Here is a 20,166-nt window from a genome sequence, read left to right as displayed (position 1 = left end):
CGGCGGACAAGGTGGTCCAGGCGCTTCGCGCGTCGCTCAAGGAGACCGAGCGCCTGCGGGCGCAGAACCGCAAGCTGGCCGCGGCGGCCCGCGAGCCGATCGCGATCGTCGGCATGGCCTGCCGTTACCCGGGCGGCGTCGCCTCGGCCGACGACCTGTGGCGGCTGGTGGCCGACGGCGTGGACGCGATCACCGAGTTCCCGGACAACCGGGGCTGGGACGTCGACGGCGTCTTCGACCCGGAGCCGGGCGTGGTGGGCCGCACCTACAGCAAGAACGGCGGCTTCCTGCACGACGCGGGCCGGTTCGACCCGGCGTTCTTCGGGATCAGCCCGAACGAGGCGCTGCTGATGGACCCGCAGCAGCGGCTGCTGCTGGAGACCTCGTGGGAGGCGTTCGAGCACGCCGGCATCGACCCGGCCACGCTCAAGGGCAGCTCGACCGGGGTCTTCGCCGGGATGATGTACCACGACTACGCGGCCAACAACAGCACCGGCGCGAACGCCTCCGGCCGCGTCTCGTACGTGCTGGGCCTGGAGGGCCCGGCCGTCACGGTCGACACCGCCTGCTCGTCGTCGCTGGTCGCGCTGCACTGGGCGATCCAGGCGCTGCGCTCCGGCGAGTGCGAGCTGGGCCTGGTCGGCGGCGTCGCGGTGATGGCCACCCCGGAGGTGTTCGTCGAGTTCAGCCGGCAGCGCGGGCTGGCCCCGGACGGCCGGTGCAAGTCGTTCGCCGGCGCCGCCGACGGCACCTCCTGGGGCGAGGGCGTCGGGGTGCTGGTCGTCGAGCGGCTCACCGACGCCCGCCGCAACGGGCACCGGGTGCTCGCCGTGGTCCGCGGCTCGGCGGTCAACCAGGACGGCGCCAGCAACGGATTCAGCGCGCCGAACGGCCCGTCCCAGCGCCGGGTGATCAAGGCCGCGCTGGCCAGCGCACAGCTCTCCGCCGACCAGGTGGACCTGGTCGAGGCGCACGGCACCGGGACCACGCTGGGCGACCCGATCGAGGCGCAGGCGCTGCTGGCGACGTACGGCCAGGACCGGCCGGACGAGCGGCCGCTGTGGCTCGGGTCGATCAAGTCGAACATCGGGCACACCCAGTCGGCGGCCGGCGTCGCCGGGATCATCAAGCTGGTCCAGGCGATCCGGCACGGGGTCATGCCGCGCACCCTGCACGTGGACACGCCCACCCCGGTCGTCGACTGGGACGCCGGCAACGTCCGGCTGCTCACCGAGGCGGTCGCCTGGCCGGAGGTGGACCGGCCGCGCCGGGCCGGCATCTCGTCGTTCGGCATCAGCGGGACGAACGCGCACGTGATCATCGAGCAGGCGCCGGACGAGGAGCCGGTCGTGCCGGTCGTGCCGGTCGGGCACACCCTGGTGCCGGTCGCGGTCACCGCCAAGTCGGCCACGGCGCTGCCGGCCCAGGCGCAGCGGCTCGCCGCCCTGCTCACCGGCGGCGCGTCGCTGCCGGACACCGCGCACGCCCTGGTCACCCGGCGGGCGGCGTTCGACCACCGGACCGTGGTGCTCGGCGCCGATCGGGACGAGGTGGTGGCCGGGCTGACCGGCGCCGCTCCGGCGATCACCGGGACGGTGACCGGGGGCGGGACCGCGGTGCTGTTCACCGGGCAGGGCTCGCAGCGGCCCGGGATGGGCCGGGAGCTGGCCGAGCGGTTCCCGGTCTTCGCCGCCGCGTTCGACGCCGCGCTCGCCGCGCTCGACCGGCACCTGGACCGGCCGTTGCGCGACGTGCTCTGGGGCGCCGACGCCGAACTGGTGGCCCGCACGGTCTACACCCAGACCGGCATCTTCGCGTTCGAGGTGGCCCTCTACCGGCTGATCGAGTCGTGGGGGATCCGGCCCGACTACCTGGCCGGGCACTCGGTCGGCGAGATCGCCGCGGCGCACGTGGCCGGCGTGCTCTCGCTGGACGACGCGGCCGCCCTGGTCGCGGCCCGTGGCACGTTGATGCAGGCGCTGCCCGCCGGCGGGGTGATGGCCGCGCTGGCCGCGAGCGAGGAGCAGGTCCGCCCGCTGCTCGACGCGGCCGTGGACATCGCCGCGGTCAACGCGCCGAACGCGGTGGTCGTCTCGGGCGCCGCGGGGGCGGTCGACCGGATCATCGCCGAGCTGGGCGTCCGCTCCACCCGGCTGAACGTCTCGCACGCGTTCCACTCGCACCTGATGGAGCCGATGCTGAAGGACTTCGCGGACGCGCTGCACGGCATCGCGTTCCACCCGCCGGCCGTCCCGATCGTCTCGGACGTGACCGGCGCGGTCGCCGACCCCGCGGTGCTGGCCACCCCGGCCTACTGGGTGCGACACGTCCGCGAGGCGGTCCGCTTCGCCGACGCGGTGACCACCCTGCGCGACGCCGGCGTCCGGACGTTCCTCGAGGTCGGCCCGGACGCGGTGCTCACCGGCATGGCCCGGCAGACGCTGGACGACGAGAGCCTGGCCGTGGTCGCCTTGCAACGGCGCAACCGGTCCGAGGAGCGGGAGCTGCTCACGGGGGTGGCCACCGCCTGGACCCGCGGCGTCCCGGTGGACTGGACCGCCCTGCTGCCCGCCGGGCAGCCGGTCGACCTGCCGTCCTACGCGTTCGACCAGCAGTGGTTCTGGATCGAGGAGTGGGACTTCAGCGACGCCTGGACCGGGGGCGCCGCCCGCCGGCTCACCGCGGCCGGCCTGACCCGGTTCGAGCACCCTTTGCTCGGCGCGGTGGTGGCCGCCCCGCAGTCCGGCGGCATCGTGCTCACCGGACGCCTGAGCCTGGACCGGCACCCGTGGGTCGCCGACCACGAGGTGCTCGGCAGCGTGCTGCTGCCCGGCACCGGCTTCGTCGAGCTGGCCCTGCGGGCCGGCGAGGAGGCCGGCTGCACCGTCCTGGAGGAGCTCACGCTGCGCGCCCCGCTGGTGCTGGCGCCGGACGGGGGCGCCGCGCTCCAGGTCGTCGTCGGCGGCCCGGACGCCGGCGGTCGCCGTACCGTCGAGGTCTTCTCCCGGGCCGACGGCCCGGACCAGCCCTGGGTGCAGCACGCGGCCGGGATCCTCGGCGCGGCCGCGGCCGGGCCGCCGCCCGCCGACCTGAGCGTCTGGCCGCCGGCCGGCGCCGAGCCGGTCGCCGTCGAGGGCGCCTACGACCAGCTGCTGGAGATCGGGTACGCCTACGGCCCGATGTTCCAGGGACTGCGGGCCGCCTGGCGGCGTGGCGACGAACTGTTCGCCGAGGTCGCCCTGCCCGCCGCCGCGCACGACGAGGCGGCCGAGTTCGGTGTGCACCCGGCGTTGCTGGACGCGTCGATGCACGCTGCGATGCTCGGCGACCGGGGCGAGACGGCCGCGGACGAGCAGACGCTGTTGCCGTTCGCGTGGAGCGGGGTCACGCTGCACGCGGCCGGCGCCGCCGCGGTCCGGGTCCGGATCGTCACGCCGACCACCGACAGCATGTCGTTCAGCGTCGCGGACGAGCAGGGCCGTCCGGTGCTGACCGTCGACTCGCTGGTCTCCCGGCCGGTGTCGCCGGCCCAGCTCGCACCGGCCCCGTCCGGCGCCGACCAGGCTCTGTTCGGCATCGACTGGCTGCCCGCCCCGGGCGTGGTGGCCGGCAGCGCCACCTGGGTGACGCTCGACTCCGCTGCGGGTCTGGGCGCGCTGCTGGAATCGGACGAGACACCGCCCACGGTGATCGTCCCCATCCCCGGCTGGCCGTCACGGCCCTATCCCGAGCCCGGGAAGGGCCACCAGGACCAGCCGTCAGTCGCGGGCTGGCCGTCACGGCCCTATCCCGAGCCCGAGAGGGGCGACCAGGGCCAGCTGTCGGTTGCGGGCTGGCCGTCACGGCCCTCTCCCGAGCCGGGGAAGGGCGACCAGGGCCAGCTGGCAGTTGCGGGCTGGCCGTCACGGCCCTATCCCGAGCCCGGGAAGGGCCACCAGGACCAGCCGTCAGTTGCGGGCTGGCCGTCAGGGCCCTATCCCGAGCCCGGGAAGGGCGACCAGGACCAGCTGGCAGTTGCGGGCTGGCCGTCACGGCCCTCTCCCGAGCCGGGGAAGGGCCACCAGGGCCAGCTGGTGGGTTCGCTGGACGGGGACGTTCCGGGGCGGGCGCTGGCGGTGACGACCGAGGTGCTCGCGCTGGTGCAGGCGTGGCTGGCCGAGCCTCGGCTGGCCGGCTCGCGGCTGGTCGTGCGGACGCAGCACGCGGTGACGGTGCTGCCCGACGAGGAGATCGACCTGGCGGTCGCCCCGGTGTGGGGGCTGATCCGGGCCGCGCAGGCGGAGAACCCGGAGCGGTTCGTGCTGCTGGACACCGACGGGGAGGTCACCGACGGGATCCTCGCCCAGGCACTGGCCGGTGGGGAGCCCGAGCTGGCGGTGCGCGCCGGGCAGGTGGTCGTGCCCCGGCTCGCGCCGCGCCCGGCGGGACTCGCGGGCGCCGGGGGCGTGGACGGGACTGCGTCGGTCGCCGGGGGCGCCGGGAGCGTGGACGGGACCGTGTCGGTCACCGGGGGCACCGGGGGCCCGGACGGGACCGTGTCGGTCACCGGGGGCACCGGGGGCGTGGACGGGACCGTGTCGGTCGCCGGGACCGTGTCGGTCACCGGGGGTGCCTGGGACCCGGACGGGACGGTGCTGATCACGGGTGGCACCGGTGGGCTCGGGGCGATCGTGGCCGAGCATCTGGTGCGGGCTCACGGCGTACGCAAACTGGTTCTGACAAGCAGGCGTGGTCCGGACGCGCCGGGCGCACCCGAACTGATCGCGCGCCTCGCGGATCTCGGCGGTCACGCCGAAGCGGTCGCGTGTGACGTGTCGGATCGGGCGGCGCTGGCCGGGTTGCTGGCGCGGATCGGGGACCGGCTGACCGGAATTGTTCATGCGGCGGGCGTCGCGGCCAACGGCATGGCGGCGGACCTGACCTCCGAGCAGATCGCCACCGTCTTCACCCCCAAGGTCCGGGCGGGCTGGCTGCTGCACGAGCTGACCGCGGACCTGCCGCTGACGAACTTCGTGCTCTTCTCCTCGGCGGGCGGGCTGGTGCTCGCGGCCGGGCAGGGCAACTACGCCGCCGCCAACGTGTTCCTGGACGCGCTCGCCGAGCACCGCCGGCGCGCTGGCCTGCCGGGCACCGCGGTCGCCTACGGGCTGTGGCAGGCCGAGACCGGCATGAGCAGCCAGATGGACGACAGCCACCTCCAGCGGATGGACCGGCTCGGCCTGCCCGCGCTGCCCACCGCCGACGCCCTCGCGCTGCTGGACCGGGCGATCGGCGACGACCGGGCCGCCGTGGTGGCCGTGCCGGTCGACCGGGTCGCGCTGCGCAAGCGCACCGACGACCTGCCCGCGCTGCTCCGCGGCCTGGCACCGGCTCGGCGGCGCACCACCGCGCCGGCCGGCAGCGGCTCCTCGCTGGCCCGGCAGCTGGCCGGGCTGGACCCGGCGCAGCGCGAGGCGACCGTCCTGGAGGTGGTGCGCGGCACCGTGGCCACCGTGCTCGGGCACGCCTCGGCGGACGCGGTCGCGGCCGACCGGGCCTTCAAGGACCTGGGCTTCGACTCGCTCTCCGCGGTCGAGCTGCGCAACGTGCTGAACACCGCGACCGGCCTGCGGCTGTCGCCGACGCTGGTCTTCGACCACCCGAGCGCCCTCGCGGTCACCCGGCACATCCTGGAGACCATCGCCGGTACGCAGGAGGAGCCGCTGCCCGCGGTCCGGCAGGCGCCGGTCGCCAAGGACGACGACCCGATCGCCATCGTGGGCATGGCCTGCCGGTACCCGGGCGGAGTGGCCTCGCCGGAGGACCTGTGGCGGCTGGTCGCCGACGGGGTCGACGCGCTCGGCGAGTTCCCGGCCGACCGCGGCTGGGACCCGGGCGTTTACGACCCGGAGCCCGGGCGGCCGGGCAAGACGTACGCCAACGAGGGCGGCTTCCTCTACGACGCCGCGGAGTTCGACCCGGCGTTCTTCGGGATCAGCCCGAACGAGGCGGTGCTGATGGACCCGCAGCAGCGGCTGCTGCTGGAGACCGCGTGGGAGGCGCTGGAGCGGGCCGGGGTCGACCCGCAGGCGCTGCGCGGCTCGTCGACCGGCGTGTTCACCGGGCTGATGTACCACGACTACGGCGTGGACAGCACCGGCGGCTCGCTGGTGTCCGGGCGGATCGCGTACACCCTGGGGCTGGAGGGGCCGGCCGTCAGCGTCGACACCGCCTGCTCGTCGTCGCTGGTGGCGCTGCACTTCGCGATGCAGTCGCTGCGCTCCGGCGAGTGCTCCCTGGCGCTGGCCGGCGGCGTCGCGGTGATGGCCACCCCGGCGATGTTCGTCGAGTTCAGCCGGCAGCGCGGGCTGGCCCCGGACGGGCGGTGCAAGTCGTTCGCGGGCGGCGCCGACGGCACCGGCTGGGGCGAGGGCGCGGGTCTGCTGCTGCTGGAGCGGCTCTCCGACGCGCGGCGCAACGGGCACGAGGTGCTCGCGGTGATCCGGGGCTCGGCGGTCAACCAGGACGGCGCGAGCAACGGGTTCAGCGCGCCGAACGGTCCGTCGCAGCGCCGGGTGATCCGGCAGGCGCTGGCCGGGGCGGGACTGACCGTGGACCAGGTCGACGTGGTCGAGGCGCACGGCACCGGGACCACGCTGGGCGACCCGATCGAGGCGCAGGCGCTGCTCGCGACGTACGGCCAGGACCGGCCCGCGGACCGGCCGCTGCTGCTGGGATCGATCAAGTCGAATATGGGGCACACTCAGGCCGCTGCCGGGGTCGCCGGGATCATCAAGATGGTGCAGGCCATGCGGCACGGGGTGGTCCCGAAGACGCTGCACGTGGACGAGCCGTCGCCGATGGTGGACTGGTCGGCCGGGAACGTCCGGCTGGTCACCGAGGCTGTCGACTGGCCGGCGGTGGACCGGCCGCGGCGGGCGGCGGTGTCGTCGTTCGGGATCAGCGGCACCAACGCGCACGTGATCATCGAGCAGGCGCCGCTCGCGGTGCCGGTCGCCGCGCCGCGGCCGAGTGACGTGGTGGCGCCGGTGGTGCTGCACGCTCGCAAGGCGGACGGGCTGGCGCGGCAGGCGGAGCGGCTGCGGGAGCACCTGATCGCCCGGCCGGATCTGTCGGTGCTGGACGTGGGCTGGTCGACGGTGTCGGCCCGGGCCGCGCTCGACCACCAGGTCGTCGTGGCCGGGCGGGACCGGGACGAGCTGATCGCGGCCCTCGGGTCGGTGGGCTCGCCGGTGCCGGCCGGGACGGTGGCGATGCTGTTCACCGGGCAGGGCTCACAGCGGCTCGGAATGGGCCGTGACCTGTACGAACGGTTCCCGGTGTTCGCGGCCGCGTTCGACGCGGCCGGTGCGGCGGTCAAGGACATCGCCTGGGGCACTGACGCCGACGAACTCGCGCGGACGGTCAACACCCAGCCCGCCATCTTCGCCTTTGAGGTCGCTCTCTACCGGCTCCTCGAATCCTGGGGCGTCCGGCCCGACTACCTGGCCGGGCACTCGATCGGCGAGATCGCCGCGGCTCACGTGGCCGGCGTCCTCTCGCTCGACGACGCCGGTCGCCTCGTCGCGGAGCGCGGAAGGCTGATGCAGGCGCTCCCGGAAGGCGGCGTCATGGTCGCCGTCGCGGCACCCGAAAGCGCCATCGCACTCATCCCGGGCGTCGACATCGCGGCGGTCAACGGGCCTTCCGCGGTGGTTTTGTCCGGTATATCCGACGCGGTCGAGTCCGTGGTCGCCGCTTTGGGTGTCAAGGCGACGCGATTGAACACCTCGCACGCGTTCCACTCGCACCTGATGGAGCCGATGCTCGCCGAATTCCGGCAAATCGTCGAATCTCTCGAATTTTCCGACCCGACGATTCCGCTGATCACCAAGGGCGACGTGACCGACCCCGACTACTGGGTCGATCACGTCCGCACCACCGTCCGCTTCCACGACGTCGTGACCGACCTGCTGGACCGCGGCGTCACCACGTTCCTGGAGGTCGGCCCGGACAGCACGCTCACCGGCCTCGGCCGCCAGATAACCGACGACGCCACCTTCCTCGGCCTGCAACACCGCACCCGCCCCGAAGAACACCAGTTGGTGACCACCCTGGCCGCCGCCGGTGTCCGGCTCGACTGGGCCCGCCTCTTCGACGGCACCGGTGCCCGCAAGACCGACCTGCCCACCTACGCCTTCGACCGCCGCCACTTCTGGCTGCTCGACGACGAGCCGTCCGGCGACCCCGCCGCGATCGGCGTGGCCCCCGCCGGGCACCCGCTGCTCGGCGCCGTCGTAGCCGCCCCCCGCTCCGGCGGGGTGGTGCTCACCGGCCGCCTGTCGGTGGACGGCACGCCGTGGGTCGCCGACCACGAGGTGCTCGGCCGGGTGCTGCTGCCCGGCACCGGCTTCGTCGAGCTGGCGCTGCGGGCCGGCGACGAGGTCGGCTGCGACCTGGTCGACGAGCTCACCCTGCAAGCGCCGCTGGTCTTCCCGGGCCGGGGCACGGTCACCGTCCAGGTGGTCGTGGACGGCCCGGACGGTGCCGGGCGGCACCCGGTCGCCGTCTACTCCCGGGCCGGGGACGAGGGGGAGTGGGCACAGCACGCGGCCGGTTTCCTCACCACCGCGGCGGACCGGCCCGCGCCGGCCGACCTGACCGCCTGGCCGCCGCCGGGCGCCGAGCAGGTCGACGTCGCCGACCTGTACGACACCCTGCACGACCGTGGCTACGGATACGGTCCCACCTTCCGCGCCCTGCGCGCGGCCTGGCGGCGCGACGGTGTCGTGTACGCCGAGGTGGCCGTGCCGGAGCAGGCCCGGGCGCAGGCGCGCCAGTTCGGCATCCACCCGGCGCTGCTCGACGCGACCATGCACGCACTCGGCTTCGGCGCGCTCGGCGAGGGCGACAGCGACCCGGGCACGCTGATGCCGTTCTCCTGGGAGGGCGTCGCCCTGCACACCAGCGGGGCGGACGCGGTCCGGGTGCGGCTGGCACCGACCGGCGGCACCGCGGTGTCGCTGGAGCTGGCCGACGAATCCGGTGTCCCGGTGGCGTCGGTGCGGTCGATGACGTTGCGGCCGGTCGCCGCCGACCTGGGCAAGAACACCGCAGACCAAGCGCTGTTCGAGATCACCTGGACGCCGGCGGCAGCGGTCGAGCCGGTGGCGATCGCGGACACGGTGGTGACCGAGCTGACCGGCACGCAGCCGGGAGACACCACGGTCGCCGCTCTGGAGCTGATCCAGGGGACGCCGGGAGGCCGGAAGCTGGTCGTGCTGACCCGCGGCGCGGTGGCGGTCCGGCCCGGCGAGGACGTCGACCTGGCGGTCGCACCGGCGTGGGGGCTGATCCGGGCCGCGCAGGCGGAGAACCCGGACCGGTTCGTGCTGCTCGACAGCGACGGCGAGGTGACCGACGCGATCCTCGGCCGGGTGCTGGCCGGTGGTGAGCCGGAGCTCGCCCTGCGGGGCGGGGAGCTGCTGGTTCCGCGGCTCACGCCGGCCGCGGTCGAGACGGGCGACCAGCCGGTGTGGGGACCGGACGGCACCGTGCTGATCACGGGAGGCACCGGGGGACTGGGCGCGCTCGTGGCCGAGCATCTGGTGCGTGCTCATGGCGTACGGAAACTGGTTCTGACCTCCAGGCGTGGTCCGCAGGCGCCGGGCGCACCGGAACTGATCGCGCGCCTCGCGGATCTCGGCGGTGCCGCGGAAGCGGTCGCGTGCGACGTGTCGGACCGGGACGCGGTGGCCGGGTTGCTGGCGCGGATCGGCGGCGGGCTGACCGGAATCGTTCATGCGGCCGGGGTCGCCTCGAACGGTCTGGTCGCGGACCTCACCGCCGAGCAGGTCCGCCGGGTCATGGGGCCGAAGGCGGACGCCGCGCGGCACCTGCACGAGCTCACCGCGGACCTGCCGCTGACCGCGTTCGTGCTGTTCTCCTCGGCCGGTGGGCTGGTGCTCGCGGCCGGGCAGGGCAACTACGCCGCCGCGAACGTCTACCTGGACGCGCTCGCCGCGCACCGGCACGCGACCGGGCGGCCGGCCACCGCGCTGAGCTACGGCCTGTGGCAGGCGGACACCGGGCTGACCAGCCTGATGGACGACGGCCACTTCCAGCGGATGGCCCGGCTCGGGTTGCCGGCGCTGCCCACCGCGGACGCGCTGGAGCTGTTCGACCGGGCCGTGGCGAGCGATCGGGCGCACCTGGTGCCGATGCCGGTCGACCGGGCCGCGCTGCGCAAACGCGCCGACGACCTGCCGGCCCTGCTGCGCAGCCTGGTGCCGCCGGTGCGCCGCCGGGCCACCCCGGTGCGCACCGAGTCCGACGTGCGGGCGATGTCGGGCGAGACGCAGCTGGCCGAGCTGACCCGGCTGATCCGGGTCTGGGCCGCGGAGATCCTCGGGCACGGCGGCCCGGAGGACGTCGAGCCGGAGCGCGGCTTCCTGGAGACCGGGTTCGACTCGCTGACCGCGGTCGAGTTGCGCAACCGGATCAACGCGGCGCTGGACCTGTCGCTGCCGGCGATGGCGGTGTTCGACGCCAAGACCCCGGCCGAGCTGGCCCGGACGGTCCAGGCCGAGCCGGGACTCGCGGCGGCCGGCACGAGCCGCCCGGCGGCGCCGGTCGACACGCTCTACCAGCTGTTCCTGGACGCGGTGCTGGCCGGCCGGCTGCAACCGGGGCTGACCATGCTGAAGTCGGTCGCCGACCTGCGCCCGGCCTTCGACGGGCCGGTCGACTCGCCGCTGCCGGCGCCGGTGACGCTGGCGGCCGGCACCGGCGAGCTGCCCCGGCTGATCTGCCTGAGCACACCGACCATCGCCGGCGGGGTGCACCAGCACGCCCGGCTCGCGGCCCGGTTGACCGGCGGACGGCACGTCACCGCGCTGCCCACCCCCGGGTTCGGGCGTGGCGAACCGGTGCCGGCCTCGTTCGGCGCCGCGGTCCGGGTGCTCGCCGCCGCCGTGCTGGCGGCGGCCGAGGGCGAGCCGTTCGTGCTGCTCGGCTTCTCCTCCGGCGGTCTGCTCGCCCACGCCGTCGCGGCGCACCTGGAACACCACAGGGTGCCGGTCGCCGGGGTGGTGCTGCTGGACAGCTATCCGGTGCGGGCGGAGAACGACGGCATCTTCGGGCACATGGCGATGGCCATCCCGGAGAAGGAGGTCACCTTCGGCCCGTTCGACAGCGCCCAGCTCTCCGCCTTCGGCCGGTACGTCGACCTGCTGCCCGGCTTCGAGAAGGCGCCGATCAGCGCCCCGGTGCTGTTCGTGCAGGCCGCCGACTCATTCGTGGAGCAGGCGCCGGGGGACAGCTCGTGGCAGGCCACCTGGGACGGGGCGGACGCCGTCCGTACCGTGCCGGGCACCCATTTCACGCTGGTCGAATCCGATGTGGAGACGACCGCCGCGGCCGTCGATGAATGGCTTCCGCGATAGGGGCGCTAGGGGCTTATATCCGCCCCTCAACCAGCGGAAAATTGAAATGTAAGAGTTGACTCGAATGGGGATCGAGGACATGTCCCAGGAAATCCGTAACGAGACGGCATTGGTATTCCCCGGAATGGGTCCGACGTCATTCGACGAGGTTTCCCGGTTCATGGTCGGCAATGCCTTCGCCCGCCGCCGGGTCGCCGAGGCGGACGAGGTGCTCGGCTACTCGCTGGTCCGCCGCTACCGCGAGACCCCGGGTGACTACAGCGAGGTCGCGCAGCTCGCCTTCCTGGTGAACTGCCTGGCCCTGGCCGACTGGCACGCCGACCAGGACGACCGGCGGCCGGCCGCGGTGACCGGCCCGAGCTTCGGCGGCAAGGCCGCCGCCGTCTGGGCCGGGTCGCTCTGTTTCGCCGACGCGGTCCGGATGACCGCCGGGTTCGCCCGGCTGATGACCGATTACTTCGCCACCCACCACACCGACGTGGTCACCCAGTCCTTCGCCCGCACCGCGCCGGACCGGCTCGCCGAGATCCTCGCCGAGCTGGACGAGGCCGGCGAGTGGTACGACATCTCCTGCTACGTCGACGACGACTTCACCATGCTGTCGCTGCGCGAGCACCGCCTGGAGTGGCTGTCCCAGCGACTCCGGTCGATCGGTGGCCTGCCGCTGTACACGCTGCGCCCGCCGATGCACTCCCGCGCGTTCGGGGAGTTGCGCCGCCGGGCGGAGGCCGAGGTGGTCGCCGGGATGCGATTCACCGACCCGGAGCTGCCGCTCGTCGCCGACCTGGACGGCGGCCTGCGCGGCACGGCGGCCGAGGTCCGCGAGTGGCTGCTGGACGGCTTCGTCCAGCCGGTGCGCTGGCCGGACGTGGTCGCCACGCTGCGCGGCCTCGGCGTCGGCACGCTGCGGGTGGCCGGCGCCGACAGCCTGTTCACCCGGGTGCCCTGCACCACCACCGCCTTCACCGTCGTCGGGGCCAACCCGCGCTCCGTGATGCAAGCGCGCCGCCGTGTCGCGGCCTGATGACCATTTTTTACGACAGAGGAGCCAGTGACATGTGGGACGCCAATTTCGAGGAGATCCTGCGCCGGTTCGTTCCGTTCCTGGACGCCGACGAGCAGCTCGAACCGGACACCAGCCTCCGCGACCTCGGCCTGGACTCGATGGGAATCATCGAGATGATGGGTGTTCTGGAGGCCGAATACCAGGTGCGCTTCCTCGACGACATGTTGAACATGCAGACCTTCGCCACCCCGGGCGCCCTCTGGGAAAGCGTGTCGAAGATGGTCGAGCCGGTCTCATGACGACGCTCGACATGGCGCCCGTCCCGGGAGCGGTGATCCAGGCCGCTTCCGGGCTCCAGGCCCGCTTCGCCCGCGGTGTGTCGATCAACCCTTACGGTACGGCCGTTCAGGCCGGCAACCGCACGGTCACCTACACCGAGGCGCACGAGCTGGCGCTGCAGTGGGCCGGCTCGCTGCGCCGGGTGCTGCCCCGGCCGGCGCCGGTCGCCGTGCTGGCGGGACGCGGCGTGGAGGCGTACCTCGGCATCCTGTCCTGTCTCTATGCCGGGGCCACCGTGGCGCCGATGCTGACCGGCTTCCCCGCCGCCCGCCTGGTCGAGATGATCCGGGCGGCCGGGGTCCGGGCGCTGATCGTCGACGCCGAGGGCGCCGCCCTGCTCCCGGCCCTGCGCGAGCACGGCGTCGACCTGCCGACCCTGGTGGCCGCGGGGGACGCCGAGGTCACCCGGCCGATCGTGACCGACCCGGCGCACCGCCTGGACCACCCGTGGCGGTCGCGGCCGGAGGACATCGCGTACATCCTGTTCACCTCCGGCTCGACCGGCACGCCCAAGGGTGTCCGGCTCAGCCACGCCAACCTCACCCACTACTTCGACCTGATGGACCGGTGGTACGACTTCACCGCCGACGACGTGTTCTCCCAGGCCGCCAACCTCAACTGGGACTCGGCCGTCTCCGACCTGTGGTGCGCGTGGGGCGCCGGCGCCCGGCTGGTCGCCGTCCTCGGCCCGCACTACCGGGACCTGCCCCGCTTCGTCGCCGAGCACGGCGTCACCGTGTGGTTCTCCGCGCCCAGCACGATCGGCCTGGTCCGCCGGACCGGCAAGCTGACCGCGAACGCGATGCCCACGCTGCGCTGGACCTACTTCGGCGGCGAGGCGCTGCGCTGGACCGACACCGCCGACTGGCAGGCCGCCGCGCCGCACTCCTCGGTGGTCAACGTGTACGGCCCCACCGAGATCACCATCACCACGCACCGGCACACCTGGTCACCGGCGGTGTCCACGGCTGTCGGCGTGAACGGGGTGGTGCCCCTGGGCCACCTGCACGAAGGTCACCACCAGCTGATCATCGAGGGCGAGTTGTACATCGCCGGTCCGCAGGTCTCGGCCGGTTACCTCGACCCCCGACACGAAGCCGGCCGTTACCTGGAGATCGACGGACGGACCTACTACCGGACCGGTGACCTGGTCCGCGAGGTGGCCGGCGAACTCGTTTATCTGGGCCGGGCCGACTCGCAGGTTCAGGTGCACGGCCTGCGGGTGGAGCTCGGCGAGCTGGATCACGCTGCGCGCTCCTGCCCCGGCGTGGAAGACGCGGTGACCGTGGGCGCGGCGGTCGGCGGCACCACCGAACTGCTCGTCTTCTACACCGGCCTTCGCCAATCGCCGGCCGTGCTGGCCCGGCACATCGGACGGACCGTTCCGGCGCAGATGATCCCGAAGCACTACCGCCACGTCACCGAGTTCCCGCTGAACACCAACAAGAAGATCGACCGCCTGCGGCTGACCGCCGAGGCGACCACCCAGCTCGGGACAGGAGAGCGGTCATGAACCAGTTGGTCCACGAACTCCTCGATGCGGCGGAGGCCGACTCGCCGACCCGCTGGGCAGTCCGGGACGCCACCACCCGCTGGTCGTACGCCCAGCTCGCCAACCGCGCGCACGCCTTCGCCACCTGGCTGCGCGCGCACGGCGTGAGCCCCGGCGACCGGGTCGTGGTGCAGTCGCCGACCCGCATCGAGCTGGTCGCCATGTTCTACGGCGCGTCCCGGGCCGGCGCCGTCTTCGTCCCGCTGAACAAGTCGATGAAGCAGTACCACCTGTCCCAGGTGGTCGAGGACGCCGACCCGACGCTGATCATCGCCACCCCGGAGCTGGCCCCCAACCTGCGCGAGCTCGGCCTCGCCCCGGTGCACGACTTCGACGACGTCGCGCTGGAGACGCTCTACATCTCCCGCGGCCCGCGCTCGCCGCAGACCACCCAGGTCCAGCCCACCGACCTGGCCGCGCTGATCTACACCTCCGGCAGCACCGCCCGCCCGAAGGCGGTGATGGCCCCGCACGCCCAGGTCACCTTCGCCTCCCGGGCGATCCAGGCGGAGATGGACTACCGCCCGGACGACGTGGTGTTCTGCCGCTTCCCGCTCTCCTGGGACTACGGCCTCTACAAGGTGCTGCTCTGCGCGCTCGGCCGGTCCGAGATCGTGCTCGCCGACAACGAGTCGGACCTGGTGCTGCTGCGCCGGATGCGGGAGACCGGCACCACCGTCGTCCCGATCGTCCCGTCGCTGGCCACCATGATCACGTTGCTGGCCAAGCGCTCCACCGATCCGATGCCGCCGGTCCGGCTGATCAGCAACACCGGCGCCGCGCTGCCGGCCGCCACCATCGAGGCGCTGCGCGAGACGTTCCCCGGGGTCCGGGTGGTCCGCCAGTACGGCCAGACCGAGTGCAAGCGGATCACCGTGATGCCGCCGGAGGAGGACCGGGACCGTCCCGAGTCGGTCGGCCGCCCGTTCCGCGGCACCACCGTGCGGATCCTCGGCCCGGACGGGGTGGAGGTGCCCACCGGCGAGGTCGGGGAGATCTGCGTGGAGGGGCCGCACGTGATGCCCGGCTACTGGCGGCTGCCCGAGCTGTCCGAGAAGACGTTCCGGCGTACCGGCAGCGGCGCGCTGCGCCTGCACACCGGCGACTACGGCAACGTCGACGCCGACGGCTACCTGTACTTCGAGGGCCGCCGCGACGACATGTTCAAGCGCCGCGGCATCCGGATGAGCACCACCGAGATCGAGGCCGCCGCGATGGACATCGCCGGGGTGCGGGCCGCCGCCGCGGTGCCGCCCGGCGACGGCTACGACCTGACCGTCTTCGTCGAGTCCGATCTCGCCCCGAAGGTGGTCATCAAGGAGCTGGCGATCCGGCTGGAACCGGCCAAGGTGCCGGCCGCCTGCCGGGTCCTGGAGACCTTCCCGCTCACCCTGCACGGCAAGAACGCCCGGCAGGCACTCCTCGAGATGCTGAAAGGGACAGACTGATGAGCCTGCCCAAGGACGTCGCCGACCGGCTCGCCGCGGAGTACGGCACCCCGCTGTTCGTCTACGACCTGGACGAGGTCGAGGCGGCCCGGGACGAGCTGCTCGGCGCGCTGCCCGAGGAGTTCGAGCTGTTCTTCGCGGTCAAGGCGAACTCGCACCCGGAACTGCTGCGGGCGCTGCGCGGCACGCCGGACCACGGTTGCCGTACCGAGATCAGCTCCACCGGCGAGCTGTCCGTGTCGATCGCGGCCGGGCACGACCCGGCGCTGACCCTGTACACCGGGCCGGGCAAGACCGACGGCGAGCTGGACACCGCGATCGCGGCCGGGGTGCGGATGTTCTCCGTCGAGTCGCTGACCGACCTGGAGCACATCGGCGCGGCCGCGCTCCGGCACGGCGTCGTGGCCCAGGCGCTGCTGCGGATCAACCACGTGTCCGCGTCGGCCACCACCAGCATCCGGATGACCGGCACCCCGTCGCAGTTCGGCATCGACAGCGAGACGCTCGCCGAGCTGATGCCCCGGCTGCGCGCGGTCCCCGGCACCGAACTGGCCGGCCTGCACTTCTTCCCACTCAGCAACGCGCGGGACGAGGAGAGCCTGATCGGCGAGTTCCAGCACACGCTGAGCGTGGCGGCCGAGCTGGCCGCCGAGCACGACCTGCCGATGCGGTTCCTGGACATCGGCGGCGGGTTCTCGGTGCCGTACGCGGTGCCCGGCCCCCGGGCGTCGTACCCGAAGCTGCGCGCCGAGCTGGCCGCCGCCCTGGACCTGCACTTCCCGGACTGGCGCGAGGGCAGTCCGCGGATCGCCTGCGAGTCCGGCCGTTACCTGGTCGGCGCGTCCGGGACGCTGGTCACCCGGGTGGTCAACATCAAGGAGAGCCGGGGCCGCGGCTTCGTGATCGCCGACGCCGGCATCAACACCTTCGGCGGCATGTCCGGCCTGGGCCGGCTGCTGCCGGTCGCGGTGCAGCCGGACGCCGAGCCGACCCACAAGGCCAGCCTGGTCGGCCCGCTGTGCACGCCGGGCGACGTGCTCGGCCGGGAGATCGCCCTGCCCGATCTGGAGATCGGCGACACCGTGGCAATCCCGAACGCCGGTGCCTACGGGCCCACCGCCAGCCTGCTGATGTTCCTGGGCCGGCCGGCGCCGACCGAGGTGGTGATCCGCGGCACGGAGGTGCTCTCCGTCTCCCGGATTGAGCACGAGCGCACCTGGTCGGTCGGCGAGGGTCCCCGCGTGCGGATGTGACAACACATCCCGAATTACCACGACCTCCCTGAAGGAGTCCTTGTGACCAACGGCAACCACCTGGCGATCGTCTCCACCGTGGCTTCCGACTCACACACCTGGAACCTGGTCTACCTCCAGCTGCTGCTGGAGGAGCACGGTTACGCGGTCACCAACCTGGGCCCCTGCGTGCCCGACGACCTGCTGGTCAAGGAGTGCCGGGAGCTGCGGCCCGACGTGGTCGTGATCTCCTCGGTCAACGGGCACGGCCATCAGGACGGCCGGCGGGTGATCCGCGCGGTCCGGGACTGTCCCGAGCTCCGGGACCTCCCGGTGGTGATCGGCGGCAAGCTCGGCGTCGCCGAGGGCTCCTACCGCAACGACCTGCGCGAGGCCGGATACACCGAGGTCTTCGAGGACGGGGCGCCCGCCCCGGCCGACTTCGGGCAGTTCCTCCGGTCGCTGCCGGACCGGGTCGGGGTGCCGGTATGAGCCTCGGCGACACACCGAGCCGCGGCGGCGCCACGGACTCCCCGCCGGTCGACTTCGGGGAGTTCGTGCGCCGCCGCGGCGGCCGGGGCCGGCTGGTCGTCCAGCCCCGGATGGGGTTCAGCGACCCGGCCCGGATGCGGGCCGGCCTGCTCGCCACCCGCGCGGCGCGGGCCACCACGGTCGGCACCGTCACGCTGGACAGTTACACCCGCGTCGGTGAGCTGCGCGCCGCCGACCGCGCGCTGGCCGAGGGCGTGCCGCTGAACGGCTACCCGATCGTCAACCATCCGCCCGCGGTCACCCGCGCGCTGCTCGACGGGGTCCGCGCCGACGACTTCCCGATCCAGGTGCGGCACGGCTCCGCGGTGCCGGGGCACATCTTCGCGGCCCTGACCGGGCTGCGCCTCAACGCCACCGAGGGCGGGCCGGTGTCGTACTGCCTGCCGTACGGGCGGACCCCGCTGGCCGAGTCGGTGACCAACTGGCGGCGCGGCGCCGAACTCTTCGCCGGCCTGCGCGAGCAGGGGATCGAACCGCATCTGGAGACGTTCGGCGGCTGCATGATGGGTCAGCTCTGCCCGCCCGGGCAGCTGGTGGCGATCAGCGTCCTCGAGGCGCTCTTCTTCCACCAGCACGGCATCCGCAGCCTGTCGGTCAGCTACGCCCAGCAGACCAGCTTCGAGCAGGACGTCGAGGCGCTGCTCGCGTTGCGCCGGCTCTGCGCCGAGTTGCTGCCCACCCGGAACTGGCACGTCGTGGTCTACGCCTACATGGGGATGTACCCGGAGACCCCGGGTGGGGCGTACCGGCTGCTGGAGCGCGCCGCCGAGCTGGCCGTGACGACCGGCGCGGAACGCCTCATCGTCAAGACCGAGGCCGAGGCCCGGCGGATCCCCACCGTCGCCGAGAACGTCACCGCCCTGGAACGGGCCGGCGCGGTCCGGTCCACGGTCCGGCTGGACGCCGGGGTCGACTCCGAGACGTACGCCGAAGCCGCCGCCCTGGTGCACGCCGTGCTGAACCTGGACGCCGACCTGGGCCGGGCGCTGCTCGCCGCGTTCCGCCACGGCATCCTGGACGTGCCGTACTGCCTGCACCCGGACAACATGGGCCGGACCCGCAGCTACCTCGACGACGACGGCCGCCTGCGCTGGGCCGAGACCGGCTCGATGCCGCTGCCCCGCGCCCGCCGCCGCCCCCGCGCGCTCACCTCAGCCGGCCTGCTCGACGACCTGTCCTATGTCCGCCGCTGTTTCGACACCGCCCCAGCAGGAGCCCCGACATGACGATCTCGCCTCCGATGGTCGACACCAGCGCCTGGATCCGCTCCTTCCACCCGGCCCCGTCCGCGCCCGCCCGGCTGGTCTGCTTCCCGCACGCCGGCGGGTCGGCGTCCTACTTCTTCCCGGTCTCCCGCGCCCTGTCACCGGACGTGGAGGTGCTGGGCGTGCAGTATCCCGGCCGGCAGGACCGCCGGCACGAGCCGTGCGTCGGCGACCTGATCTCGCTGGCCGAGATGATCGTCCCGCAGGTCGAACCGTGGCTGGACCGCCCGGTCGCCTTCTTCGGCCACAGCATGGGCGCCAGCCTCGCCTACGAGGTCGCCCGCCGGTTGCCCGGCGTCGAGCTGACCGGCCTGTTCGTCTCCGGCCGCGGCGCGCCGACCCGGGTCCGCGACGAGGGCATGCACCTGGCCGACGATCGCCGCCTGATCGCCGACCTGGCCCGGATGAGCGGCACCGACGCGGCCGTCCTGGCCGACGAGGAGATCCTGCGCACCGTCCTCCCGGCCCTGCGCGCCGACTACCGGGCCGCGGAAACCTATCGATACCAGCCCGGGCCGCCGCTGAGCTGCCCGGTCACCGCCCTGATCGGCGACCTGGACGACCAGGTCAGCGAGCCCGAGGCCCGCCCCTGGGCGGATCGCACCACCGGCCCGTTCGCCCTGCGCGTCTTCTCCGGCGGCCACTTCTACCTCAACGACCACGCCCCCAAGATCATCGACCTCCTCCGAACCCATCTCACCCGATAACCCCTTATTTCGGTACGCCCACAGCGCCAGCCCCGTCCCCAGGCTGGCGCTGCTCGTCGTCCCCCAGCTGGTCCTCATGGCCCGTTCCGGTCCCGTGTTAGGGCCGTCAGCACCAGCTCGTCCCGCTCGGCTGGTCCTGGTGGCCCTTCCCGGTCTCGTGATAGGGCCGTCAGCACCAGCTCGTCCCCCTCGGCTGGTCCTGGTGGCCCTTTCCGGTCCCGTGTTAGGGCCGTCAGCACCAGCTCGTCCCCCTCGGCTGGTCCTGGTGGCCCTTTCCGGTTCCGTGTTGGGGCCGTCAGGACCAGCTCGTCCCGCTCGGCTGGTGCTGGTGGCCCTTTCCGGTTCCGTTATAGGGCCACTGGTGCCAGCTCGTCGGTCTCGGTGCCCGGCTGGTCCTCATGGCCCTTTCCGGTTCCGTGTTAGGGCGGTCAGGACCAGCTCGTCCCGCTCGGCTGGTGCTGGTGGCCCTTTCCGGTTCCGTGTTAGGGCGGTCGGGACCAGCTCGTCCCGCTCGGCTGGTGCTGGTGGCCCTTTCCGGTTCCGTGTTAGGGCGGTCGGGACCAGCTCGTCCCGCTCGGCTGGTGCTGGTGGCCCTTCCCGGTCCCGTGATAGGGCCGTCAGGACCAGCTCGTCCCCCTCGGC

General features: G+C 73.4%; 8 protein-coding genes and 1 pseudogene. All 9 read left to right on the top strand.

Annotation, left to right across the window (positions count from 1 at the left end; translation table 11 throughout):
- Window positions 1-29 precede the first annotated feature (29 nt).
- Window positions 30-11,348, top strand: a pseudogene (locus Aiant_RS12705) (SDR family NAD(P)-dependent oxidoreductase); the annotation flags it as partial.
- 235 nt (window positions 11,349-11,583) lie between these two features.
- On the top strand, window positions 11,584-12,447 hold the full coding sequence (locus Aiant_RS12700) for an ACP S-malonyltransferase (protein ID WP_229831432.1): 864 nt from the start codon (window positions 11,584-11,586) through the stop codon (window positions 12,445-12,447).
- Between the two features lie 32 nt (window positions 12,448-12,479).
- The gene (locus Aiant_RS12695) at window positions 12,480-12,728 is read left to right on the top strand and encodes an acyl carrier protein (protein ID WP_189336533.1); all 249 of its coding nucleotides are present in this window, start codon (window positions 12,480-12,482) and stop codon (window positions 12,726-12,728) included.
- Window positions 12,725-14,281, top strand: a complete 1,557-nt coding sequence (locus tag Aiant_RS12690) for an AMP-binding protein (RefSeq protein ID WP_229831431.1) — start codon at window positions 12,725-12,727, stop codon at window positions 14,279-14,281. The genes Aiant_RS12695 and Aiant_RS12690 overlap by 4 nt, the downstream gene beginning before the upstream one ends.
- The gene (locus Aiant_RS12685; protein WP_189336532.1) at window positions 14,278-15,768 is read left to right on the top strand and encodes a class I adenylate-forming enzyme family protein; all 1,491 of its coding nucleotides are present in this window, start codon (window positions 14,278-14,280) and stop codon (window positions 15,766-15,768) included. The genes Aiant_RS12690 and Aiant_RS12685 overlap by 4 nt, the downstream gene beginning before the upstream one ends.
- Window positions 15,768-17,021, top strand: a complete 1,254-nt coding sequence (locus tag Aiant_RS12680) for a type III PLP-dependent enzyme domain-containing protein (protein ID WP_189336531.1) — start codon at window positions 15,768-15,770, stop codon at window positions 17,019-17,021. The genes Aiant_RS12685 and Aiant_RS12680 overlap by 1 nt, the downstream gene beginning before the upstream one ends.
- Before the next feature lie 42 nt (window positions 17,022-17,063).
- Window positions 17,064-17,492: a cobalamin B12-binding domain-containing protein gene (locus Aiant_RS12675; RefSeq protein ID WP_212847060.1), complete on the top strand. Its 429-nt coding sequence runs from the start codon at window positions 17,064-17,066 to the stop codon at window positions 17,490-17,492.
- Window positions 17,489-18,778: a methylaspartate mutase gene (locus Aiant_RS12670; protein ID WP_189336530.1), complete on the top strand. Its 1,290-nt coding sequence runs from the start codon at window positions 17,489-17,491 to the stop codon at window positions 18,776-18,778. Before Aiant_RS12675 ends, Aiant_RS12670 begins: the two co-directional genes overlap by 4 nt.
- Window positions 18,779-18,780: 2 nt before the next feature.
- The gene (locus tag Aiant_RS12665; protein WP_425322692.1) at window positions 18,781-19,524 is read left to right on the top strand and encodes a thioesterase II family protein; all 744 of its coding nucleotides are present in this window, start codon (window positions 18,781-18,783) and stop codon (window positions 19,522-19,524) included.
- The last annotated feature ends 642 nt before the right edge of the window (window positions 19,525-20,166 follow it).

Source organism: Actinoplanes ianthinogenes (genome assembly GCF_018324205.1).
Lineage (GTDB): Bacteria > Actinomycetota > Actinomycetes > Mycobacteriales > Micromonosporaceae > Actinoplanes > Actinoplanes ianthinogenes.
Note: the sequence above shows the minus strand (reverse complement) of the source record. Positions and strands in the feature narration are given on the sequence as shown.